General features: G+C 34.8%; 22 protein-coding genes. 10 read left to right on the top strand and 12 right to left on the bottom strand.

Features of this window, described 5'->3' with window-relative positions:
* Positions 1 to 818 precede the first annotated feature (818 nt).
* Positions 819 to 2,021: a DUF438 domain-containing protein gene (locus HMPREF1252_RS02020; protein ID WP_023059254.1), complete on the bottom strand. Its 1,203-nt coding sequence runs from the start codon at positions 2,019 to 2,021 to the stop codon at positions 819 to 821.
* An 83-nt stretch (positions 2,022 to 2,104) separates the two neighbouring features.
* Positions 2,105 to 2,773: a Crp/Fnr family transcriptional regulator gene (locus HMPREF1252_RS02025; RefSeq protein ID WP_023059170.1), complete on the bottom strand. Its 669-nt coding sequence runs from the start codon at positions 2,771 to 2,773 to the stop codon at positions 2,105 to 2,107.
* Positions 2,774 to 2,876: 103 nt separating this feature from the next.
* Here HMPREF1252_RS02025 and hcp point away from each other — a divergent pair, with 103 nt between their 5' ends.
* A complete protein-coding gene (gene hcp, locus HMPREF1252_RS02030) occupies positions 2,877 to 4,475 on the top strand; it encodes a hydroxylamine reductase (protein WP_023059194.1) in 1,599 nt (532 codons plus the stop codon).
* A 129-nt stretch (positions 4,476 to 4,604) separates the two neighbouring features.
* Here the strand turns inward: hcp and mgtE are convergent, their stop codons facing one another.
* The 3 genes from mgtE to HMPREF1252_RS02045 all read right to left on the bottom strand — a co-directional run bounded on the left by mgtE (position 4,605) and on the right by HMPREF1252_RS02045 (position 8,681).
* Entirely contained in the window at positions 4,605 to 5,963 is a 1,359-nt protein-coding gene (mgtE, locus tag HMPREF1252_RS02035; protein WP_023059234.1) for a magnesium transporter, read from the bottom strand.
* A 99-nt stretch (positions 5,964 to 6,062) separates the two neighbouring features.
* Entirely contained in the window at positions 6,063 to 7,265 is a 1,203-nt protein-coding gene (megL, locus tag HMPREF1252_RS02040; RefSeq protein ID WP_023059314.1) for a methionine gamma-lyase, read from the bottom strand.
* Positions 7,266 to 7,280: 15 nt separating this feature from the next.
* Entirely contained in the window at positions 7,281 to 8,681 is a 1,401-nt protein-coding gene (locus tag HMPREF1252_RS02045; protein WP_023059382.1) for a Na+/H+ antiporter NhaC family protein, read from the bottom strand.
* 675 nt (positions 8,682 to 9,356) lie between these two features.
* On the opposite strand from HMPREF1252_RS02045, the gene HMPREF1252_RS02050 reads away from it, so the two are divergent.
* Entirely contained in the window at positions 9,357 to 9,554 is a 198-nt protein-coding gene (locus HMPREF1252_RS02050; protein ID WP_023059339.1) for a hypothetical protein, read from the top strand.
* 13 nt (positions 9,555 to 9,567) lie between these two features.
* On the opposite strand, the gene HMPREF1252_RS02055 is transcribed toward HMPREF1252_RS02050, so the two are convergent.
* The 4 genes from HMPREF1252_RS02055 to HMPREF1252_RS02070 are packed head-to-tail and all read right to left on the bottom strand — an operon-like array spanning position 9,568 to position 13,323.
* On the bottom strand, positions 9,568 to 10,731 hold the full coding sequence (locus HMPREF1252_RS02055; protein ID WP_023059189.1) for an iron-containing alcohol dehydrogenase: 1,164 nt from the start codon (positions 10,729 to 10,731) through the stop codon (positions 9,568 to 9,570).
* A 9-nt stretch (positions 10,732 to 10,740) separates the two neighbouring features.
* Entirely contained in the window at positions 10,741 to 11,607 is an 867-nt protein-coding gene (locus HMPREF1252_RS02060; protein ID WP_023059140.1) for a DnaJ domain-containing protein, read from the bottom strand.
* A 2-nt stretch (positions 11,608 to 11,609) separates the two neighbouring features.
* Positions 11,610 to 11,987, bottom strand: a complete 378-nt coding sequence (locus tag HMPREF1252_RS02065; RefSeq protein WP_023059231.1) for a metallopeptidase family protein — start codon at positions 11,985 to 11,987, stop codon at positions 11,610 to 11,612.
* Complete coding sequence (locus HMPREF1252_RS02070; protein ID WP_023059362.1) at positions 11,974 to 13,323, bottom strand: aminotransferase class I/II-fold pyridoxal phosphate-dependent enzyme; 1,350 nt, start codon at positions 13,321 to 13,323, stop codon at positions 11,974 to 11,976. Before HMPREF1252_RS02070 ends, HMPREF1252_RS02065 begins: the two co-directional genes overlap by 14 nt.
* Before the next feature lie 61 nt (positions 13,324 to 13,384).
* Between HMPREF1252_RS02070 and HMPREF1252_RS02075 the strand changes: the two genes are divergently transcribed.
* Positions 13,385 to 14,176 carry a zinc dependent phospholipase C family protein gene (locus HMPREF1252_RS02075; RefSeq protein WP_023059276.1) on the top strand — a complete coding sequence of 264 codons (792 nt, stop codon included), beginning with the start codon at positions 13,385 to 13,387 and terminating at the stop codon, positions 14,174 to 14,176.
* Entirely contained in the window at positions 14,173 to 15,393 is a 1,221-nt protein-coding gene (locus HMPREF1252_RS02080; protein ID WP_023059202.1) for an MFS transporter, read from the top strand. The genes HMPREF1252_RS02075 and HMPREF1252_RS02080 overlap by 4 nt, the downstream gene beginning before the upstream one ends.
* Before the next feature lie 212 nt (positions 15,394 to 15,605).
* Here HMPREF1252_RS02080 and HMPREF1252_RS02085 read toward each other — a convergent pair whose 3' ends face one another.
* Complete coding sequence (locus tag HMPREF1252_RS02085; protein WP_008901677.1) at positions 15,606 to 16,124, bottom strand: nitroreductase family protein; 519 nt, start codon at positions 16,122 to 16,124, stop codon at positions 15,606 to 15,608.
* Positions 16,125 to 16,400: 276 nt separating this feature from the next.
* On the opposite strand from HMPREF1252_RS02085, the gene HMPREF1252_RS02090 reads away from it, so the two are divergent.
* The 6 genes from HMPREF1252_RS02090 to HMPREF1252_RS02115 all read left to right on the top strand — a co-directional run bounded on the left by HMPREF1252_RS02090 (position 16,401) and on the right by HMPREF1252_RS02115 (position 21,684).
* The gene (locus HMPREF1252_RS02090) at positions 16,401 to 17,096 is read left to right on the top strand and encodes a hypothetical protein (protein ID WP_008901676.1); all 696 of its coding nucleotides are present in this window, start codon (positions 16,401 to 16,403) and stop codon (positions 17,094 to 17,096) included.
* Between the two features lie 10 nt (positions 17,097 to 17,106).
* Positions 17,107 to 17,325 (top strand): ferredoxin family protein, encoded by a 219-nt coding sequence (locus HMPREF1252_RS02095; RefSeq protein ID WP_008901675.1) that lies wholly within the window; start codon positions 17,107 to 17,109, stop codon positions 17,323 to 17,325.
* Positions 17,326 to 17,338: 13 nt separating this feature from the next.
* Positions 17,339 to 18,397, top strand: coding sequence for a 3-methyl-2-oxobutanoate dehydrogenase subunit VorB (locus HMPREF1252_RS02100; protein ID WP_008901674.1), 1,059 nt, complete (start codon positions 17,339 to 17,341; stop codon positions 18,395 to 18,397).
* A complete protein-coding gene (locus HMPREF1252_RS02105; protein ID WP_008901673.1) occupies positions 18,398 to 19,162 on the top strand; it encodes a thiamine pyrophosphate-dependent enzyme in 765 nt (254 codons plus the stop codon).
* A gap of 1 nt (position 19,163) precedes the next feature.
* On the top strand, positions 19,164 to 20,321 hold the full coding sequence (locus HMPREF1252_RS02110; RefSeq protein WP_023059213.1) for a 2-oxoacid:acceptor oxidoreductase family protein: 1,158 nt from the start codon (positions 19,164 to 19,166) through the stop codon (positions 20,319 to 20,321).
* A gap of 196 nt (positions 20,322 to 20,517) precedes the next feature.
* Positions 20,518 to 21,684: a sodium:proton antiporter gene (locus HMPREF1252_RS02115; RefSeq protein WP_023059145.1), complete on the top strand. Its 1,167-nt coding sequence runs from the start codon at positions 20,518 to 20,520 to the stop codon at positions 21,682 to 21,684.
* A 41-nt stretch (positions 21,685 to 21,725) separates the two neighbouring features.
* On the opposite strand, the gene HMPREF1252_RS02120 is transcribed toward HMPREF1252_RS02115, so the two are convergent.
* Positions 21,726 to 23,048 carry a M18 family aminopeptidase gene (locus tag HMPREF1252_RS02120; protein WP_023059210.1) on the bottom strand — a complete coding sequence of 441 codons (1,323 nt, stop codon included), beginning with the start codon at positions 23,046 to 23,048 and terminating at the stop codon, positions 21,726 to 21,728.
* 19 nt (positions 23,049 to 23,067) lie between these two features.
* Complete coding sequence (locus HMPREF1252_RS02125) at positions 23,068 to 24,504, bottom strand: amino acid permease (protein WP_023059195.1); 1,437 nt, start codon at positions 24,502 to 24,504, stop codon at positions 23,068 to 23,070.
* Between the last annotated feature and the right edge of the window lie 80 nt (positions 24,505 to 24,584).

Genomic DNA, 24,584 nt, shown 5'->3' on the forward strand with positions numbered 1-24,584 from the left:
TGATAACATAATCACTATTACAACTAGCAAAGCCTATATTTGGAAAACTTGTAGTTCCTAGCAAAATTAAAGATAATAATATAATAATAATATAATAATTAATCTTTTTTTATATTTTTCCACCATGATTTAAATTATATTGTTATTAGTTTTAATTGTCAATTGTTCTATGTAAATGGACTATTTTAAAAAATCATAATAAATATTATTAAATATCCTATACATAACCTGACCATATTCTATCTCCTTCAAATTTTCTTTTACGAGTATGGCAGTCGAGTTCTACAAATCAGCCTTCATTTCATTCGGCTTCTTTGGAACTCTTTGCACGAAACCTGCTGCGAAATCAAAGATTTCGTCTAAGGCTTCGAGGCTACAATTATCCTCCCAACTACAGTCACCCTGAGCGAGAAACCGAAGGTTTCGAGTCGAATGGGTATAAGCTATTTTTAACCAAGTTTGGGCAAGTGAAATAATATTTTAATTTTTGATGCTCTACGTTGAGCATGGGAAATAAAATAAAATTTCATGCTATCCGGATAGCATTTAAATCTCCCACGAAGAAATAATTAAATTACATAAAAATAGATGCTCTACGTTCTACACCTAACTTGATAATCATTGTGAGTCTTAGTAGGTGTGCCGGAACTATTTCCCAAGAGGCAGAGCCGATTGGTTGAAACAGTCTGCTAGAGCATCTAAAAATAATATATTCAAGTAAAACTATTGAAATTTAATAATCCAAACTGAACCTTATTCATGGAGAGATCCTTCGAATCGAAACCTTCGGTTTCTCCCTCAGGATGACTCGGTGAGTGTTATCCTAAAAAATGTTTTTTTGCAAAGGTCATATCTTGTACAAGTTCCAATGTTCCTAGATATTCTCCTTTTTCATCTCTTACTGCGATGTAATTTACAAATAGTGTTCTTCCTGCTTTTTCCATCCAGATTGGGACGTTGTCCTTTCTTCCATTTCTAAAATCATCGATGATTGCATTTACAATCGCTTGTACCTTTGGCGGATGGCAGGTCATGACATTTCTATCGATTGCCATCTTCGGTCTCTTCATCAACTTTTCTCCCTCGTTGAAATATTTGTTGATGTTATTTTTATCTACGAAGGTTATTTCTGCTGGTATTGAATTTAAAACAGAATTTAATTCATTGATATTCATATGTCCGCCTGATAGGTACACTTCATTTTCAATCTTTAGTTTAAATTCTTCTTTAGCTTCTTCAGCTTCATCCCAGATTTCATTTACTCCAAAGGCGATGTCATAGTCCTTCATATCTTTGTAAATTCCTATCCAATCCTCTTTTTTAAAATGAACCGCACAGTTTGGGAATAGAATCTTTTCTTCTTTGTAGATCATCTCTTCGATTCTCGTAAGAAGTGTTTTAAATCTTTCTATATTTTCTTCTGCCTTATCCTTGTTTGAAAGAAGTTTCTTCAGTTCTGCTCTGATTTCGTCATCATGGGTCCACATTACATTGGATGGTCCTACTATTCCAAATCCAGCTTCGAGATGAGGATATAGGAGATCTCCCTTTTTTGCATAGTGGATGCTTAAATTTCTCATTTCAAGAAATGCATCGTAGTAATTTTCTTTCTTTTCAAGGGCAACTTTTGCTTTTTCAATTAATTTTCCTAGGGCTTCATTTTCAAGATGGAATATATTTAGCGGATGACCTTTGGTGTTTACTAGTTCTTCTGCAATTTCAAACTTCTTTTCAAATAATCCTGTATCGATTTTATTTTCCGTATTTTTTATTAGGTCCATGCTTTTACTAGGATCTTCGTCTTCCTTGTGAAATAAGGCTGAGTGTATGTCGCAAAGTTTTTGTATTTCTGAAACAGGAGTTCCTTCTCTTATAAGGCTTTCTTCCGCTGCCATGATTTCTGTGGCATCTACTCCTTCGAAATTCTTTTTAAAATCTTCCCTTACAGCTTCCAAGTCTTCTCCTGCACCTAGTCTTTTTAAGTAGGATTTGATCAAATCAATTCTTTCTTCTCTGTTCATTTTCTTCTCCTTTCATTTATTTCTATCTCTTAATGATAATTTTACCCAATTAGAAAATATTTTTGCGTTGTTTTAACAACGAATTAAAAAATAATATTCTTGTCTATAATTTTAAATTTATTCTTTTTAAATTCTAAGATCCCTTCTTTTTGCATCTTTGAAAGCTCGTTTGACATGGCAGATCTGTCCACAGATAGGTAGTCAGCCAACTGTTGACGATTATATGGAATGGAAAACGAAAGTGAGTTCTCCTTCTTCACCCATTCCGAAAAGAATGAGAGCAGCTTACCCCTAATGGTTTTAGGTCCTGTGTGGAGAATTTTCCTTGAGAGATTTAAATTTTTAAAAGAAGCTATTCGTATTAGATTAAGTATTAGTTGGTCGTGAAAATTGCAAGATTTCTCACAGGTTTTAAATATTTCATTGGTCCTTAAAAATAAAATTTCAGATTTTTCATTTGCATACACATTTATCATCAGTGGCTCATCATTTAATATTGAATAGGTCTCTGCAAATATTCCTCCAGGCGAAATCACACCAAGCACCGTGTTGTTACCCCAAAGGTCTGCTCTTTCCACTACGACACTGCCAGTTATAACTATTCCCATGTACTCTGTTTTTTCCCCTTCTCTAAGTATAATCTCACCTTTTTTAAAAGTTTTCCTATAGTTATTGATACATTTAAGAAGAAGATCTACTTCATTTTCTTCTATATTTTTAAAAATTTTGGACTTTAAAATTATTTCTTTCATTCTCTAACCTTTTTTATTTTTGTTGTTTTAACAACGGAACTATCTTTAAAATAATTATATTCTATAAATAAGTTATTTAAAAGGTAAATTTTAGGAGGTAATTATGAATAATCAAATGTTTTGTTTTCAATGTGAACAGACTTCTCGTTCACAAGCTTGTACCGGATGTGCTGGTGTATGCGGAAAATCAGCTACCGTTGCAAACTTGCAAGATAAATTAACAGGAGCGCTTATAGGTCTTGCTCAAAGTGCAAAAAACACTGGACTACCAAGAAAAGAAACCTGCAAAATTATTTTGGAAGGGCTTTTCACTACTGTAACAAATGTAAATTTCAACGATGATACCGTAAAGGAAATGATAGATAAAGTTCTAGAAGAAAGAAAAAGCATCGTCCCACACTGTTCCAAATGCGATAAAACTTTTGGAGAATACGATGATTACGACCTTAATAGACTTTGGTCTACAGATGAAGATATCCGTTCTTTGAAGTCTTTAATTCTCTTTGGTATTCGTGGCATGGCTGCCTATGCATACCACGCAATGATCTTAGGTTATAGTGATGACGAAGTGGACGAATTCTTAGTACGAGCACTTGACGTAATTGGTAATGAAGATTTAAAAATGGATGAACTACTTCCAATAGTTTTAGAAGTTGGTAAGGTAAATTTAAAATGTATGGAACTTTTAGATAAGGCAAACACAGAAACTTTTGGAAATCCAACTCCAACAGAAGTGAGTCTAGAAGTAGAAAAAGGACCATTTATAGTTATCACTGGTCACGATCTATACGATTTAAAACTTCTTTTAGAACAAACAGAAGGTAAGGGAATAAATATCTACACCCATGGAGAAATGCTTCCTGCCCATGGCTATCCAGAACTAAAGAAATACTCCCACCTAAAGGGAAATTTCGGAACTGCATGGCAAAATCAACAAAAGGAATTTGATAATATTCCTGCACCGATACTATTCACAACAAACTGCCTAATGCCACCAAAAGAATCTTACAAGGACAGAGTCTTTACAACAGAAGTAGTTTCTTTCCCTGAGCTTACCCATATAGGTGAAGAAAAAGATTTTACACCAGTTATAGAAAAAGCTCTTGAACTAGGTGGATATACTGAAAATAAAGAATTCACTGGTATAAATGGTGGAAAAAGTGTAACCACAGGTTTTGGCCACAATACAGTTTTAAGTATTGCAGACAAGGTAGTTGACGCTGTAAAGAGTGGGCATATCTCTCATTTCTTCCTTGTAGGTGGTTGCGACGGAGCACGCCCTGGAAGAAATTATTATACAGAGTTTGTAGAAAAAGCTCCTAAAGATTCAGTGATTTTAACCCTTGCTTGCGGAAAGTATCGTTTCAATGATTTAAATTTAGGAGATATCGATGGAATACCAAGACTACTTGATGTTGGACAATGTAACGATGCCTATGGCGCAATCAAAATTGCTCTAGCCCTAGCAGATGCATTTAACTGTGGAGTAAATGAACTTCCTCTTTCCATGATTTTATCTTGGTATGAACAAAAGGCGGTATGTATCCTACTAACACTTCTATATCTCGGAATTAAAAATATAAAACTAGGACCAACACTTCCAGCATTTCTTTCAGAAAATGTACTAAACTACTTGGTAGAAAATTATAATATTTCACCTACTGGAAGCGTTGAAGATGATCTAAAAGCGTCTCTAAATTAATATAAGCCCTTAGGGGCTTTTTTTATTTTTAAAATTATATTCTAAAATTTTTCAAAATTTAAAATTATTTTCCGACTTATTCGTTTCATAAAAAAAAGAACCTTTCGGTTCTTAAATTTATTTTTTAAATTATATTCCTAAGAATGCTTCTGCCATTAAAAAGTATACCATTAGTGCCAATGAGTCTATGATGGTTGTAATCAGTGCTGACGCCATGATTGCAGGGTCTAGATTTACTTTCTTAGCAAGTATTGGAAGAAGCGCTCCTAGTAGTTTTGAAAATAGCACTGTAAATAGTATTGTTACTGATACCATTCCCGCTAGAAGTGGTCCATTTGATGTAAATAGCCAAATCCTAAAAAAGTTTGCAAGGCCAAGGGTTGCTCCTGCTATCATTCCAACTCTGATTTCTTTCCATATTACTTTTAATCCGTCTCCAAAACCGATTTCTCCTGTTGCCATGGCACGGATAACTACCGTAGAAGCTTGTGATCCTGCATTACCGCCTGTGTCTGTTATCATTGGAATAAATGATGACAAGACTACGTACTGTGCGATAAGTGCGTCGAATCTTCCTATGATTGCTGTGGTTGCTGTCGCTGAAATCATAAGTATTAAAAGCCAAGGAATTCTATTCTTAGCAAGTTGCCATGCGCTTTGATCCAGGTATTCATCGTCAGATGGTGCTACCGCTGCCATCTTGTGAAAGTCTTCTGTAGCCTCTGCTTCAACTATGTCCAAAATATCGTCAAATGTTATAATTCCGCATAATCTATGTTCATTATCTACTACCGGAAGTGCTAGGTAACCATATCTTGTGAAGATGTCTGCTACTTCTTCTTGGTCGTCCTGTGTAGTTACGAAGATGACGTCTTCTTCCATTATATTTTTAATAATTTGTGTTTCATCTGATGTTACTATCGTTCTTAAAGATACAAAACCGATTAGCATCTTGTATTCATTTTCAACGTAACATGTGTAGATGGTTTCCTTATCTATTCCAACTTTTTTGATATAGTCAAGAGCTTCCTTAACTGTCATCTCTGGCTTTAAGGATACATACTCTATGGTCATTATAGATCCAGCTGAATCTTCAGGGTATCTTAAAAAGTCGTTTATTAGTTTACGCCTATCTGCCGGTGCTTTTTTAAGAACCTTGGTAACTACGTTAGCTGGCATCTCTTCTATAACGTCGACCATATCATCGAAGTATAGTTCATCTAGGATTGAGTGAAGCTCTTCATCTGTAATAGAGTTTATAATTCTCTTTTTGTTGTACATTTCCATGTAGGAAAATACGTCGGAGCCCATATCCTTTGGAAGCATTCTAAATACTAAAAGCATCTGTTTATCTTCTAAGTCCTCTATTACTTCTGCAATATCGACTACGTTCATTTCAGATACTACTTGTTTTAATTCTTTTAAGTTTTTTTCTTCTATTAATTTTAGAAAATATTCTCTTAATTCAACATATTCTTGATAATCCATATTTCACCCGACCTTTCCTATCTATTTTAACAGAGTTTAGAAATTAATAAAAGGCTTGATATAAACCAAGCCTTTTTATTAATATTAATTTTATTTTATTTATTTGATTTTAGCAAGTGCTTGATCAAGGTCAGCGATTAGATCGTCAACATTTTCAAGACCTACTGAAAGTCTAACCATACCGTCTGTTATACCAGCTTTTGCTCTTTCTTCAGCTGTGTATGGGCTGTGAGTCATAGTTGCTGGATGTTGGATTAGAGTTTCACAGTCACCTAGTGAAACAGCTAATGTACAAAGTTTAACAGAGTTCATAAGAGTTCTTCCTGCTTCGATTCCGCCTTTAAGTTCGAATGAAATCATAGCGCCTGGAAGTCTCATTTGTTTCTTAGCAAGATCATAGAACTTAAATGATTTAAGTCCTGGGTATTGGATAGAAGCTACTTGTTCATGTTTTTCTAAGAATTCTGCGATCTTCATTGCGTTTTCGCAGTGTCTTTCCATTCTTAGGTGAAGAGTTTTAAGTCCTCTGTTGATTAGGTATGCCTCAAATGGGCTTAGTACAGCTCCTGTCATATCTTTTAGACCAACTAGTCTTGCTTGTGCAACTAGTTCAGCAGATCCTACAACGAATCCGGCGATAACGTCTCCGTGTCCGTTTAGATACTTAGTTGCTGAGTGAACTACTAAATCTGCTCCTAGTGAAAGTGGTTTTTGAATATATGGAGTACAGTAAGTGTTATCTACTATAACCATTCTTCCTTCTTTTTCATGAGCGATCTTAGATATTGCTTCGATATCGCAGATGTCCATGTTAGGGTTTGCAGGAGTTTCTAGATAAACTATTCTAGTGTTGTCTCTTATTTTAGATTTTACTTCGTCTAGGTCAGCCATGTTTATAAATTCAACATCGATTCCTAGTCTAGTAAGTCCATGTTCTAAGAAAGCAAATGTACATCCATAAAGAGTCTTAGATGCTAGTATATGGTCTCCAGCTTTGATAAATGGCCAGATCGCTGATGTAATAGCGCCCATTCCAGATGCAGTTGATAGAGCAGCTTCTGCTCCTTCAAGTAGTGCAACTTTGTTTTCTACCATTGAGTTGGTTGGGTTTCCAAGTCTTGAATAGATGTATCCATCTTCTTCAAGTGCAAATCTTCTTCCACCTTGTTCAGCTGAATCAAATATAAAAGTTGATGTAGCGTAGATTGGAGTAGCAAGTGCGCCGTATTGATCATGTACAGTGCCTCCGTGAATTGCTTGTGTTCCTACTCCCATTTTCATTAGTTCGTCTCTTGTGTTCATTTTTTCCTCCTAAAATTAAGCTAATTTTGCATCTTTTGGGGCAATGCCCTTGTCTATAAATTCTTTTGCTTTTGACTGTGGCATATCATATTCATAGTTCCATTTATCTTTAGGTTCTGTAAATGGAATGTAAACAGAGATTATAGCCACAATCGCAAGTATAAATTGATACCATAAGAATGGCATGATTTGGAAGGTACTTACTGCGCCTTCAGTTAATTTTGCTGCTATAAGAAGTTGAGCTCCGTAAGGGATAAATCCTTGCATTACGCAAGAGAAAGTATCAAGAAGTGAAGCTGATCTTCTAGGGTCCATCTTATATTCGTTTGAGAATTCTTTTGCAACAGGACCAGCGATGATGATTGCTACAGTGTTGTTTGCAACCGCTGCATCAAGAGCACTGATTAGTACTGCAGTACCAACTTCAGCTGATTTAGGTCCCTTTAAGAATTTCTTAGTCTTTTGAATTATCCATTCAATACCACCTTCGTTTCTAACCATGTAAGCTAGACCACCAGTTAACATTGAAAGTAAGAATATTTCAAATACTCCAGAGAATCCTGTATAAATATGTCCAGGAAGTTCAAGAAGAGTAAATGAATGTGTAGCAATACCAATAATACCAGAAAGTAAAATACCTGAGGTAAGTACTAAGAATACGTTGAATCCAAGTAGAGCTGAAACAAGTACAACTATATATGGAATAACTTTTACAAATGAGTATTCGTAAGGTCCGCCTTGGGTAACTACTTCAGGTTTACCAAAGATAAGAAGTAGTACAAATGTGATTATAGCTGCAGGAAGAGCTAGTTTAAAGTTCATCTTAAACTTATCTCTCATTTCAACGTTTTGGGTACGTGTAGCAGCGATAGTAGTATCAGAAATAACTGATAGGTTATCCCCAAACATAGAACCTCCAACTAGAGCTCCTATAGTAAGTGGCATGCTTAGTCCACCTTGGGTAGCAAGTCCAACTGCGATTGGACACATGGTAGTGATGGTACCTACGGATGTTCCAGTTGCAAGAGAAATAAGTGCTGCCATAAGGAATATACCAGCAGTTAAAAGTTGTGGAGGTATGATACTCATACCTAGGTTTACAGTACTTTCAACTCCGCCCATTGCTCCAGATACTGTAGCAAAAGCTCCTGCAAGTATGTAGATGATACACATGATTATAATGTTTTCATCTCCACATCCTTTAACGAAGTTTGAGAATTTAGAATCGATAGATCCTTTAAACATTATAAATGCGAATATAATACCAACTAGCACTGAAATAGGTGCTGGTACTACATAGAAAGCCATCGGAACTTCTTTGTAATTTAAGTAAAGTCCTACGCCAAGGTAGAAAAGTACGAAAATTAGAAAAGGTATCAAGGCTTTGCCATTAGGTCTTACTTTTTTGTTTTCCATTTTTTCCTCCTTAAATAAAGAAATAATTTTGTCCATCTGAATTTATTATACAACGAAGAAATAGTTTTCACAATATTATTTTATAAATAAATTATCCGATAACCATATTACTTCTCTTTTATACTAAATCACAATCCCTAATTTGCGTTATTTTATTATAATAATAAATATTATAAATTTTTATTCTTAAACTCTAGCTATTTGCTGTCTTTTATTAGTTTAAAGTCTGATATATTTCTATATCTGTTAATTAAATCTTACTATTTTTGTGATTTTTAGCTTTTTTTATTTATTTGTTATTGCAATAATATTATGATATTTCCAATTAACTTTGGCATTTTTTATATATGAATATGATATCCTTTTCATAAATTTGTTTAAAAATTTTTTTATTTTTAAAGATTATTTCTTATAAAAATTTTAACGTTTTATTTCCCCATATAATGATTTAAACTATTATTAATAGTATAAATATTATTCGAGGTGTTATTTTGGAATCAACTTTGTTAATTTTATTTTGTTATATATTATGGGGACTTTTGTCCATATATTGGTCCCTATTTTCAAATATTGATCCGATTGCGGTTCTATGTTTTAGGATTACCTGGTCCTTGGTATTTTGCTTTTTAGTTCTTCTCATTAAAAGAGAAATAAAGGATATAAAAAGCGTTATAAATGACAAAAGACAGATGTTTTTTCTATAACGAAGAGTTTACAAAACTCCACGCCTATATGTTTCTATTCGTTGGGCTTAGCGTAGGTATATTTTTATTCGACAGTCTAAAGACTTTGAAGAAAGAAAAATTAAAAAAAAAAAAAAATACAAGCCTAGTTATAGACTTGTATAGAAACTGTCCCCTTTTTAGAGACTAGTTTTTTTATTTTATTAAAATGATTTTTTAAGGATTTCAAGTACTGCTTCTTCTGAAAGTTCTACAAATCCTCTGATATTTCTTCTCTTATGTTCTATGGTCATCTTTGCCATTTCTTCTAGTTTATCTTCTGTTACTCCTGTATCTCTTAAGTGCATTGGAATATCTAGTGATTCAAAGAATTTATATAGGGCAAGTATTCCAAGTTCTGCTGCTTTCTTGTCATCTCTTTCTTCTACTTCAAATACTTCTCTTGCAAATCTTGCAATCTTAGGTGTGGTTTCTTCATTCATGCAATATTCGAGCCATCTTGGTGTGATGATTGCAAGTCCTACCCCGTGAGTGATATCAAAGTATGCTGATACTTCATGTTCAATTGGATGCACTGACCAGTCTGCAGATTTACCTGTTGAAAGTAGTCCGTTTATTGCCCAGGTTGATGCCCACATCAAGTTTGCTCTTGCTTCATAATTTTCTGGTTCGTCCATTGCACGTCTTCCGTAATTAACGCAGGTTTTTAAGATTGCTTCTGCAACGCCGTCTTGGAAGTAACAGTCATCCAAGGTGAAGTAGTTTTCCATGGTGTGGCTCATGATATCTGCTGTTCCTGCAGCTGTGTGATACTTTGGAACTGTGAATGTATATTTAGGATTCATAAGAGCAAACTTTGGAAGTACATGGGAATTTGCAAAGGCAAGTTTTTCCTTGGTTTCTAAATTTGTTATTACTGCGCTGTCATCCATTTCTGATCCTGTTGCTGATAGGGTAAGCACAACTCCTATTGGTAGTGCTTCTTCTATCTTCGCTTTACCAGTTAGTATATTCCATGGGTCGCAGTCCAATTTATATCCTCCAGCGATTAATTTTGCACAGTCGATGGTTGATCCTCCGCCCACTGCTAAAATGAAGCTGATATTATGTTCTCTTACTAATCTTATTCCTTCTCTTGCAGACTCTACCCTTGGGTTTGGTTCGATTCCCGCAAGTTCAAAGTATTCGATTCCGTCCTTCTTTAGTTCTCCTACGATATCGTCGTAGATACCATTTTTCTTTATGGACCCAGTTCCGTAACAAAGCAGAACCTTGTTTCCATATTTTTTAATTTCTCTTCCTAGATTTTCAAGTTGATCTTCACCGAATAAAATCTTTGTCTTTACGTCGAAAATAAAATCTTTCATAATTCCTCCCTATTGTTCTTTTATTCTCTTGTATCTCTCTATATTTTCATCGCTTAAAAATTCATAAGCGTTATTTATTTTTTGGAACATTTCCTTGGCTCCCTCTTCCTTATTTAAATCGGGATGATACTTCTTTGCAAGCTGTCTGTACTTTAATTTTATTTCGTACTTATCTGCGTCTGTATTCAAACCAAGAATTCTAATGGCTTCTTCGTAGGACTGTTTAAATCCAATGCCCGTATAGTTTTGTCCACTACTATTTTGATTTCCACCATAATTTCCTTGATAGTTTCCTTGATTATAGTAGTAACCGCCTCTATTAAATGCGTCGAAAAATCCTCCTTCTCCGAAGAGATCTTCAAAATTTATATCGTCGCCAAAGGTATAGTAGGTTCCGCCAAATGAAGAATTAAATCTCTCTTCAAATTCTTTTTCTCTTTCTTCCTGTTCCCTCTGTCTTCTAAGTCTTTCAAGTTCTTCGATATGCGCCTTATATTTTTTGCCGTAGTCAGAAATCTTGTCAAAGGTCCTCTTCTTTCCAAGTAGGTAGTAATCTGCCCTGTCGTAGAAATATTCCGTCGCCATGTACTGAATATATTTTAAGTAACTTACGCCTTTTACTCCCAAGATCGGCACCACCAATGATAGAAATATGATGGTCATGATGTACTTATTTCTTGTGACCGAATATAAAACTATAGGATTTAAAAGGAAGAATATAAGTAGACATCCTCCTCCCAAGAATAGGGCCGCTAACATCTGTTTAATTCCATTAAAAAATGATGTGGCAAGTTCAACCATAAATATAATTATATTTAAAAATACTTCTATAAATTTGCCGACGCCATTTAATATATGTCCTAAAATCTTCTTCATTTTCACCTCATTTCATCCTTCAAAAACTTTTCTATATCTCTTCTATCTTCTTCGACTAGGTCGTAGTTTCCTGCCAAGAATTCCAAATGGTGTGTAAGCTCATGGCAGAAAGTCTTTCTAAGTTCTTCTTTTAGAGCTTCCCTCGGCAAGAATCCATACATCTGCATAAATGATCCGTAGAAGATTGCAATCTGTCTTCCAGTGGCATCTATTTTGTAAAGTCCTAGCACCAGCATGGTTTTATTTATATCCTGTGGATGGTACATTATCCCTTCTTCCAGCACTATTCCACCGTTTAAATGGTCAAAATACTTTTCCGGGATATCTTCTACTATCTCTTCTAAAAGTTCTTCAACTTCATCTATTCTACTTAGATCCAACTTTTAAACCTCCGTTTTTAAGACCGACAACATTTATATTTAATTTCAAATATTCTTTAAGAATCTTTATAATTTCATCGGTTACTTCTTCCCCTGGCACCAGTATTGGACTTCCAGGTGGATATGGAATTACAAAGGAAGTGGATATCATTCCCTCTGTATCTTCTAATTTTACCCATTTTGATTCTTTTCTAAAAATTTCGCAAGGTTTATTTACAATTTTTTCTCTGTAGGAAAAGTCGATGGATCTTGGATAATCATTTTTGTAATTAGAATTTTTAAAAGCTTGTTCTAATTTTCCTATGGAAACTTCATCGTCTGAGGCAGTTATTATAAATACAGCACAAAATGGTGTCGCCATCTCCGCCCTTACTCCATAATCTTTTATCGCTCTTTCGATTTCATACCCAGAAATATCTTCCTTTGAAACAACGAGCCTCGTCGGATCAAATCCATCCCCTTCTAAAAATTCAAAGCCTTCCTTCTTTAAATTTTCTTTTAAAGTTTTAAGCCTTTTTATATTTTTATCTAGTCTTTTACCTCCATCTTTCTCCATAAAATCCAAGGATTCTTCCATGGAAATAAGCATAAGGTACGATGGAGAGGTGGACTGCAAAAGTCTCATGGTCTTCTCTAGTAATTCAACTGAAACTCTATCTGTATACACATGCATAAATGCCGATCCAGTTAAAGAAGGCAAGGTCTTGTGAGCGGACTCTATGGCTATGTCGCAGCAGTCCTTTGCAGAGAGTTTAGAAAGTTCCGGTAAGAAATTTAAATGTGCCCCGTGAGCTTCATCCACTATTAAAATAGTACCGCAATTTTTGCACATTTTAAATATTTCTTTTAACGGAAGTACCTTCCCAAAATAGTTTGGACTTGTAACTACCAAGACTCTATATTTTCTCGTCTCTAATTTTTCTTTTAAATCGTCTAGGTCGATTCCCACAGGCACATTGAATCTCTTATCTATTACAGGATGAATATAGGTTGGCTCAAGTTCTGATAAAATTATTGCGTTATACACTGACTTGTGACAAGTTCTCTCCACCAATATTTTATCCCCTTTATCCAAAGTTGCCATTATCGCAGACATTATTCCAAGGCTTGACCCTTGTGTTAGGTAGTAGGATTTTTTGCTTCCATAGATTTTTTTAAGTTCCTCCATGGATTTTAAAATTGCACCACTAGGTTCTAATAGGTTGTCCGTTTCATCCAGTTCTGTCACATCGTAATTAAATTTTAAATAATTAAATTCTCTTCCCTTATGACCAGGGGTTGAAAATGATATATCTTTCGATACGGATTTTACACTATCAAATATAAATTTATTCATACTTCCTCCAATACTATTATAACAGGAATTGTTATGGTAAAATACATTTGAGGAGGTAATTATGGCGTCAATATATACTCATGATAGATTTGGAAGACAAGTCGTTAAAATCATGCCGGAGATAACCTGTGGGCTGACAAACAGAATACTTTTTCAGTTTGGAAATCAAGGACCGGATCTCTTTTTCTTTAATTTAGGTTTAAAAATAAACGGCAAGAATCCTGGAACTGCTATTCACGACCAGCCTTTTAAGGATTACTTGGATAGAAATAAAGAATATGTAAAATCTTTAAATAGATGTTCCGATGAATTCTATTACTTTGCAGGTTCAATCTGCCATTTTATTCTAGATAGCTACATACATCCAGCGGTGGAAGCAAATGTAACTAGTTCATATTCCCATATGGATATTGAGATAGAGCTAGATAGACACTATATGTTAGAAGATGGAAGAAACCCTCACAAATTTAATATGTCTACGATTATTCCCCAGCCAACTATAGCTCCAAAGGTAGTGCATGTCTATGATTCCTACGGAGTAAAGTTAAAAGATGTCTACGACAGCATTGCCGGTTTTAAAAAATATAGAAAACTATTCCATACCGGAACGAATATAAAAGAATTTTTCTTAAAATCAGTTATGGTATTAAGCGGCAAAAAAGAATTTACAGGACAGCTCATTACCCACAAAGTTCGACCTCAGTCAAAAGAAGTAAATAAAGTTTTAGTTGGAAAGTTTGACGAGGCACTTGAAAACGCACCGCGACTTATAAAGAATGCCTTAGACTACATCTACAACGACGGCGAACTCGATCCTCAATTTTTAAAAGATTATATGGGAGAAATTAAATGAAACTTACGAAAAGTGAACGCAACTGGATTTTGTATGATGTCGGTAACTCTGCATTCATACTCCTATTTACAACCATAATTCCAATTATGTTTAACTCTCTAGCTAAAGGACATCTAAAAGATTCCACCTACCTAGCCTACTGGGGTTATGCAGTTACTATTAGCACCATACTTACAGCCCTTGTGGGTCCATACTTCGGAGCATTAGCGGACAAATTTTCACTTAGAAAGAGATTCTTTATAGTATTTATGACCCTCGGAGCTTTGGGATGTTTTTTATTTCCATTTACTGATTCTTGGATGGTTTTCTTAGCACTTGTAATTATTTCCAAAGTAGGTTTCAATGGATCATTGGTATTTTATGATTCAATGCTAATAGATATAACTTCAGAAGATAGGATGGACAATGTTTCATCCCTCGGATTTGCATACGGATACATAGGCTCTGTAATTCCATTTGTAATATCAATTTTAATATCTGTAAAACACGAAGCCTTGGGCATAGGCATGGATCTAGCTATGAAGATGGTATTTACCATAAATGCCCTTTGGTGGATACTATTCACCCTACCTCTACTAAAAGTATACAGACAAAAATATGTGAGAACTGAAGAAGAAACAGATAAGATGCATCTGCTCCAAACCTTTGAAAAAATAAGAGGGGACAGAAAAATATATATGTTTTTATTTGCATTCTTATTCTATATAGATGGAGTCTACACAATAATTTCAATGGCAACAGCCTACGGAACTTCCCTTGGACTAAGCTCCAACGGATTAATCCTTGCACTTTTAGTTACCCAACTGGTAGCTTTCCCATGTGCCATCTACTTCGGTAAGATTTCTAAAAAATATGAAACTGGAGTTTTAATTAAAATATGTATATTTGCATACCTATTAATTTCTATATATGCAATATTTTTAAATAATATAGTTCAATTTTGGATCCTAGCAGTAAGCGTTGGAATGTTCCAAGGAGCTATTCAAGCCCTATCCCGTTCCTACTATGCAAAGATAATTCCAAAGGAAAACTCTGGAGAGTACTTCGGAATCTACGATGTATTTGGAAAAGGTGCGGCAATCATAGGTACACTAGTAGTATCACTTGTGACACAGGCAACAGGAAACCAACATCTTTCAATATCCACCCTATCCATTATGTTTTTAATAGGAATTGTATTATTCTTTAAGACGGATAAAATAGAAAGCAAAAATTAAATTAAAAAAAGTAAATATCAAAAAAGTATAAAAGGGACCTATCCTGGTCCCTTTTATGTATCTGGAAAGAAAAAAGATGATTGGGTTCTTTACAAACCCAAAATCATTTTATCATCTTAAATCTATCTTTTCAATACCAAATCAACAATTTAGCGTGAAATAATTTTATTTTTCACAAAGTTATTTGGATATTTTTAAATATTATTAAAATTTTAGAACTTTTCCATGTGAATCTTAGATTTAATATCTATTTCTTCTCTTCTTCTTACTCTTTCATCACCAGTCCCAATTGGAATTATGGTAAGCACTTTGTAATCCTTTGGCACTCCAAACTCTTCTTTAAAAAATTCTTGGTACTCTCTTCCATCTTGAGTTTCCCCTTCCCTTACGTTTACCCAGCAAGTAGAAAGTCCATTGTCAACTGCACAAAGTCCAATATAAGAAGAAACAATTGCACATTCTTCCACCCAATTTCTAACTGTATCTGCATTTGTCATAACTAATATGCACATTGGCGCATCTTTTAGATATTGAGTTCCAAACATTTCCATGTCAGCGAGTTTCTTAAGGTTTTCCTTCTCGGTTACGATTACAAATTCCACAGGACGAGAAGATGCATAGGAAGGACCCATAATTGATAGAGAAAGTATCTCTTCTATGGTTTCCATGCTTGGTAGTTCTGGTTTATATTTTCTAATACTTCTTCTCGCTTTTATTATTTCTTTTAACATTTTACCCTCCTAAAATATTTCTTAATACCTATAATATACCCAATTCTAAAATTAATTTCCTTTTTATTATCAAATTTATTTAAAAAATAAAATATAGTTTAATGAATACAAATCTCTTCTAACACATTTTTATAATAGAGTGATATTTTATTTATCCGTTATAAAAAATACTTGTTAAAAAATTAAAAATAATATAGAATTAAATTAGAAAAGCTTTTCACATTAGCATTTTACTATGTTTGTTTAAAGCTTTACACTGACATGTGAGGTGATTAATTGGCAGATTTGAAACCAAAAGGCAATAGAATAAAAATTATTACAGGTCATTTTGGTTCTGGTAAGACTGAATTTTCTATCAACTACTGTCTATTTTTAAAAAAATATTATGAAAAAGTGGCAGCAATAGACTTAGACATAATCAACATGTATTTTAGGATTAGAGAGAAGACTGAGTTCCTAGAAAATAATGGAGTAGAAGTCTACGGTTCAATCATGAAAAAGATGCAGGCTCTAGATATTCCTGCTGTGGATCCGCAGATTTTAATGCCCCTTGAGAGAGAAGAATATCAAGTTGTAATGGATATTGGAGGCAACCCAAAAGGCTCCTTATCCCTAGGTAGGTACAGAGAGCTTCTACATAGATCAGGCTACGATAACTATTTCATCATAAATAGAAATAGACCTGAGACTGCTGAAGTTTCAGACATTATTGCTTTTATTAAAAGTACAGAGGCTCATTCTCAAACGAGAATAAATGGACTTATCAATACAACTCATATGCTAAAAGATACTACCGTAGACGATGTACTTTACGGTCAAGAAATAGTCGAAGAAGTTTCAAAACTTTTAAATATTCCAGTTGTCTACACAGCTTGTATAAGACCTGTTGCAGAACAACTTGAAAAAGAAAATTCGATTAAAAACGAAATTTTTCCAATCGACTTATATTTCAGAGACGATTGGATGATTTGAGGAGGAAAAAATGGCAAAAGGTAGAGTAGAATTCAATGAATCAAGATGCAAAGGCTGCGGTCTTTGCGTAATTGCGTGCCCAAAAAACGTAATTGAAATCGATCCACACAAGATCAATGGTAAGGGTTATAGCCCTGCAACAGCTGCAAGACCAGAGGACTGTATTGCTTGTCAAAACTGCGCAATAACTTGTCCTGATTCAGTTATTTCAGTAATTAAAATAGGTTAGGGATGGTGATAAAATGACAAAGGTATTAATGAAAGGTAATGAAGCTGTAGGTGCAGCTGCTATAAAAGCTGGTTGCAAATACTTCTTTGGATATCCAATTACACCACAATCAGAAGTTCCAGAGTACTTATCAAGAGAACTTCCAAAAATTGGAGGTTGTTTCTTACAAGCAGAATCAGAAGTTGCTGCTATAAACATGCTTTACGGAGCATCAGGAGCAGGTGCAAGAGTTATGACTTCATCTTCTTCTCCTGGAATCGCACTTAAACAAGAAGGAATTTCTTACATGTGTGGAGCTGAACTTCCAGCACTTATAGTAAACATGATGAGAGGTGGTCCAGGACTTGGATCTATCCAACCATCACAAACCGACTATTTCCAATCTACTAGAGGTGGAGGAAATGGTGACTACAGAACAATCGTACTTAGCCCATCTACTGTTCAAGAAATGGTAGATTTAGTTATGCTTGGATTTGACCTTGCTGATAAGTACAGAAACCCAGTTGTTTTAATGGGTGACGGTGTTATCGGTCAAATGATGGAACCTGTTGAATTTAAAGAAAGAACAGAAGAAGAACCAGCAAAACCTTGGGCAGCTACAGGTAGAGGAACTAGAAAAGAAAACAATATTATAAACTCAATCTATCTATCTGCAGATGAACTAGAAGTACACAACCATCATCTAATTGAAAAATATAAAACTATCGAAGAAAACGAAACAAGAGTTGAAGAAGTAGGTCTTGAAGAAGGCGTTGAACTTGTACTCTCTGCTTATGGTACTTCTGCAAGAATTTGTAAATCAGCTATGGGAATCCTTGAAAAGAAAGGATACAAAGTAGGACTTATAAGACCTATTACCTGCTGGCCATATCCATATAGTTCATTCAAAAAAATTCCAGAATCTTGTAAAGATATTCTAGTTGTAGAAATGAACCACGGACAAATGACAGACGATGTTAAGATCGCTACAGAAGGTCGTCAAAACATCCACTTCTTCTGCAGACTAGGCGGAAATATTCCAACAGCTGAAGAAGTAGCAGAAGCTGCACTTAAAGTATTGGAGGCTAAATAAATGAAGAAACCAGTATTAAAAGAAAATGAAACTTGTCTATACACATACTCAGAAGGCTTAACTGACGAAGTATTCCACTACTGCCCAGGATGTACTCATGGTATCATCCACAAATTAGTAGCAGAATGTCTAGTTGAAATGGGTCTTCAAGACAAAGCTATAGGCGTATGCCCAGTAGGTTGTTCAGTACTTGCTTATAAGTACTTCAACTGCGATATGTATGAAGCTGCTCACGGTAGAGCTCCAGCAGTTGCAACCGGTGCAAAGAGAGTTCATCCAGATAAATTTGTATTCACCTATCAAGGCGACGGAGACTTGGCTTCTATAGGTACAGCTGAAATCGTACACGCTGCTCATAGAGGAGAAAAGATCTCAACAATATTTGTAAACAACGCAATCTACGGTATGACAGGAGGACAAATGGCTCCTACTACTCTTATCGGTCAAGTAACCACCACTTCCCCATACGGACGTGATGAAGACTGGTCAGGTAAGCCACTTAGAATCTCTGAAATGCTTGCAACCATAGACGGAGCAAAATTTGTAGAAAGAGTTTCAGTTGATACTCCTGCAAATATCAGACGTGCAAAACGCGCAATCAAAGAATGTTTCCAACTACAACTTGATAATAAAGGCTTTGGTATTGTCGAAGTCCTATCTACTTGTCCTACTAACTGGGGACTTCCTCCAGTAGAATCACTTCAATGGTTAAGAGACAATATGATTCCATATTATCCACTTGGTAATTTTAGAAGAGGTGAATAAAATGACAAGAAAAATAGTAATGGCAGGATTTGGTGGTCAAGGTGTAATGGCAATGGGACAACTTATTTCCTATGCCGGCATGCTTGAAGGTAAACACGTATCTTGGTATCCATCTTACGGACCAGAAATGCGTGGAGGAGCTGCAAACTGCTCAGTAGTAGTATCTGAAGACCCTGTAGGATCTCCAATCATAGCAGTAGCAGACGATGTAATAGTAATGAACGAACCATCTCTTTCATTGTTTGAATCACATGTAAGACCTGGCGGAAATTTATTTATAAATTCATCACTAGTAAAAAAAGAAACCACAAGAACTGATATAGAAGTTCACAAAATTCCAGTAAACGACATCGCAATAGATTTAGGTAACGCAAGAGTTGCAAACATGGTTATGCTTGGTGCATATCTAAATATAACTAAGCTTGTAAAAGTAGAATCTGTAATCCAAGCATTTACAAAAGTTTACGGAGACAAGAAGAAGAAACTTATTCCAATAAATGAAAAAGCTATCGAAGCAGGTGGAAATGCAGCAGGCAAAGAATATGTAACTGCAGCTGAAAATAAAGTTGAATCTAAGACTCCAGAACACTACAAACACCTAAAGGGTGGCGAAGAAGAAATGAAGATTAATTATCTAAACGACGTTAGACAAATGGATAAGGCTCAAGAAGAAAAGATCTTCTCTTCTGAACTTAATATAGTTAAACAAGCAATTCTTAACGAAGTAGAAAGTATCAACTACTTCAAAATGTCTTCTGAACAACTAATTGGTGAATCTAAGGAAATATTTTTATCACTTGCTCATCAATCAGAAGAACATGTTGACTATCTAAACAAATTAAAAAATAATATAGAAAAGAATGAAGCAACTGTAATAGAAAAAGTTAAATCTTCTCTTGAAGGTAAAGCCTTTGAATGGGGCAAAGTTAATCCAGAAAATGCAACCATGGTACTATCAGTATTTAACCTTGGAATGAACATTAAGAAGGTTAACATCAAATTCTATGAAAAGGCAGCTGCAAGATCAGAAGTACCTGAAGCAAAAGGACTTTACAAAGAACTTGCATACTGGGAAAACTTCCAATTAACACAAATCGCTAAACAATACGAAGAACTTAAGAACGAATGGTGGTCTGACCAATCATACGCTCCATTCTAAACTTATTAATTTAATAATTGGGAACTTTAAACGCGAAAGCTGATGACTTCTACTTAAATGTAGAGCATCAGCTTTTTTTGTGCTATTATAATAATGAATTTAGTTGAAAGATTATTAATTACTTATACTCTAGAATAGCTTAAACTAAAAATAATTTATACAAAATAATTTAAAAATGAAAAAATAAGGAGAAAAAATGTTAAATTCAATCGCATATATTTTTATCCTAGGATGTATACTTTCCTACTTTATGAAAAAGATAAAACTTCCCGCTCTTTTCGGGATGCTTATAACCGGGATGATCCTAGGACCATTTGCACTAAATATTCTCGACGAAAAGATTCTAAATATTTCTGCAGAGCTTAGAAGAATCGCCCTAATAATCATCCTTGCAAGGGCTGGATTTACCCTGGATATCTCCGATCTTAAAAAAGTTGGTCGTCCTGCAGTACTACTTTCATTTGTACCGGCAAGTTTCGAAATCATGGCAATGGCAATATTTGCTCCACTACTTCTAAAAATTGATTTAATAGACGCACTTATAATGGGAGCTGTCGTTGCAGCGGTAAGCCCCGCAGTGGTGGTTCCAAAGATGATATATCTAATGGAAAATGGATATGGCAAGAAGAATTCCATTCCTCAAATGATTATGGCGGGCGCATCGGTTGATGATATATTTGTAATCGTTCTATTCACATCATTTGTCTCCATTGCAAAAGGTGGAAATGTAGATATAATGAGCTTTGTAAATATTCCTATTTCCATAGCAACTGGGATAATTTTAGGTTACGCAGTCGGAAAACTTTATGGGATATTTTTAAAGAAAATTAAGATGGAACACACCATCCAAACTATGATTACCCTATCCATTGCATTCTTACTTGCATCCACCGAAGAAGTTCAAAATATAATTCCAATCTCTGGACTAATTGCAGTAATGGCACTAGGAATTGGAACACAAAATACCAACTTCGAAGCCGCAGCAGAAATTTCAAGCGGTTTTAGGTCCCTATGGTCCGGAGCAGAAATACTTCTCTTCGTACTAGTAGGAGCGGAAGTAAATCTTGGATATGCTTTAAAACTAGGGCCTATTGCACTAGTTACAATTATTTTATGTCTAATGATTAGAATGGTTGGAGTCTATGTTTCTGTCCTAGGAACCAAACTTAACCGTGGTGAAAGAATTTTTTCTATGCTTGCTTACACTCCAAAGGCAACGGTGCAAGCTGCAATAGGAGCAATTCCTCTTGCCATGGGACTTAAATGTGGACCGCAGGTATTAACTGTGGCAGTCCTTGCAATACTATTTACCGCACCATTTGGCGCATTTATGATCGACAGATATAAATATTTACTAAAATAAAAATAGAGCAGTTTCCTGCTCTATTTTTGTGTTGATAATTTTTATTCTTCTATAGAAATCTTGGTTGCACCTTGGATGTTTATATTTGTATTATAGTACTTTGTAAGCGCTTTTATCATATATTCTACATCCATAACTCCAGCAGTTTCATAATTTGAATGCATTGCAAGTTGTGGTAGTCCAATATCTACAGCATGAAGTGACACTTGTGTGTTTGAAAGATTACCTAGAGTTGATCCACCTTGCATATTGCTTCTGTTTGCAAAATGTTGAACCGGAACTTCTGAAAGTGCACAGATCTTTTTAAATACAGCTTGTGAAAAAGCATCTGAAGTGTATTTTTGATTTGCAGCTTCTTTTATTACGATTCCTTTGTTCATGAAGGCTTTGTTTCCATCGTCGGTTAACTCTGGATGGTTTGGATGAACTGCGTGGGCGTTATCCGCACTTACTAAGAATGATTTAGCAACCGCTCTTAGATAGTCTTCTTCAGAATATTCAAGGGCTGAATTGATTCTTCTTAGTGTGTCTTTTAAGAATGTACTCATCGCTCCTTGTTTTGTGTTTGATCCAACTTCTTCGTTGTCGAAACAAGCATATACATTTACTGCCACATCGTTTGATGCTGCTATAAATGCTTTAAGTGATGTGAAGGCACATTCCAAGTCATCAAGCTTTGGTGAAGATACAAATTCATCTTTATATCCCCATACTTTTCCTTCTTGTCTGTTTACAAGGAATAGATCCTTTGAAATAATTTGATTTTCTTTTACTCCAAGTTCTTCTGCGATCATCTTGTTGTAGTCGCCTTTTTTCATTGCTCCTGTTGTGAAAAGTGGAAGTAAATCAACTTGTCTATTGAATTTATATCCGCTATTTACTTCTCTATTCATGTGGATTGCAACATCTGGAATAATTAAAATATCCTTGTCTATATATAGAAGTTTTGAAACTATTTCATTATTTTCTTCTACCAAGACTCTTCCAGCTAATGTGAGAGGTTTATCTAGCCATGTCCAGTCTATTGGACCGCCATATACTTCTACATTTAGTTTTATATAATCTCCAGGTCCTTCAAGTTCTGCTACGCTTTTAATTTTAAATGTTGGTGAGTCAGAGTGTGAAGCCACTAATTGGTAGTGGTAGTCTGAAATATTCTTTCCTACTTTGAAAGCTAAGATACTTGAATCGTTTCTAGTGGTGTAGTAGTTTTTGCCTTTTTCAAGATTCCAGCTTTCGCCTTCTTTTAATTCTACAAAATTTTCTTTATCAAGGTATGATTTTACAGTATCTACTGTGTGAAACATACTTGAGCTTTTTTTAATAAATTCTAATAATTCTTTTGAACTTTCTATATAGTTCATGATTCCTCCTTTTTAGAATTTAGTTTAATCTCTTGTCTTCTCTTGCTCTTATTATTGGTAGTATAACTCCTAGTCCAAGAAGAATAACTGGTGTACAGATGTTAAGCACAAGTTGGAATGGATCGTCTGAGATGATTCCTAGAGCACAACAGAATGCTGTAACTATGAAACACCAGATACCGAAGAACAATGCGGCTCCATTGTTTTTCATAAACTTAAATTCTCTATCAAACTTATCATTTTTCTTTCTAAGGGCAATATATGCCAAGAATACCCACAAATAACGAAGTGGCATCGTAACTGAGTTAAGTTTAGTTAACTGTCTTAATACTGTCGCTGCTCCTGGTACCAAGATTTGTGCAAGGATAATTGATCCAGAAAGCACAACTACAAGTTTGATACCATTGATATATGCACCATACTTGTTTTTCTTTAGAAGTCTTCTTGGAATAAATTGGTTTGTTCTTTCATCATCAAGTAGCATTCTAAGTGGAGCATCGATACTTACAACAAGTACTGCGAATTGTCCAATTAGGTTACATAGTGCATATATAATTAGAATTGCGTTACCAACTCCATAGTATTCTCCCAATTTTTGGAATGCCCAATAAGATCCATTAGCTGCATAAGAGTCAAATGTTGCTTGGTCAGCATTTATAACGCTAGGGTCAAACATCATTCCCATTGCAATAGTTCCGAAAATTGCAGAAACAACTACCATTATAGCAGCAAATATCATTGCTTTAGGGAAATTTTTTGCTGGATTACCATCTACCTTGTTTACATAAGGGCTTAACTTTTCAATTCCGCCTACAGCAAATACAAGTATTGATAAACTTGTGAAATATTTCATATCAAATGTAGGAATCAAATTAGTTAAAGACCAATCCATCTTTAAGTATCCGCCGTTAGGGTTAAGAGTTGGTGCTGCTAGCATAAGAAGTATATATAAAATACCCATTACAAACATACTAGAACCAGCGATAGCTGCTAAATTTTTAAGCGGATTAAGTCCTCTACTTGCTACCCAACAGAAGAATAAAAATACGCAAAGTGTTGCTAACTGAATATAAAGTGTTGGTATTGTGTCATATGCTTCTGCGCTTTGAAAGAACATCCAACCCATAGCCTTTAATCCACCAGAACCTTTTGAAGCTATATAAGTAATATGTACAGCCCAATAAGTCCATCCTGCGTAGTATGCGATCTTGTCTGTGGTAGTTGCTCTCATCCATGAAGTAACTCCTCCACCTTCGTTTTTAAATGCGGAACCAAGTTCTCCAACCATAAGTGCGTATGGAATAAAATAAAACGCGAACATTAGGATCCATGAAAATATTACTTGAATACCGTTAAAGAATACGAAACCATTAGTAACGTTTCCAAATCCCCATAAAGTAGAGAATACCATAAAGCATAGTATCTGCCACTTAATTTTCTTTTCTGAATCTTGCATCTTGTGCATCCTCCTAAAATTATTTTGTTAATTTTATTTTATCTAAAATATGATTTAATGTCTATAATTTTTGTAAAAAA

Source organism: Peptoniphilus sp. BV3AC2, assembly GCF_000478945.1.
GTDB lineage: Bacteria > Bacillota > Clostridia > Tissierellales > Peptoniphilaceae > Peptoniphilus_B > Peptoniphilus_B duerdenii.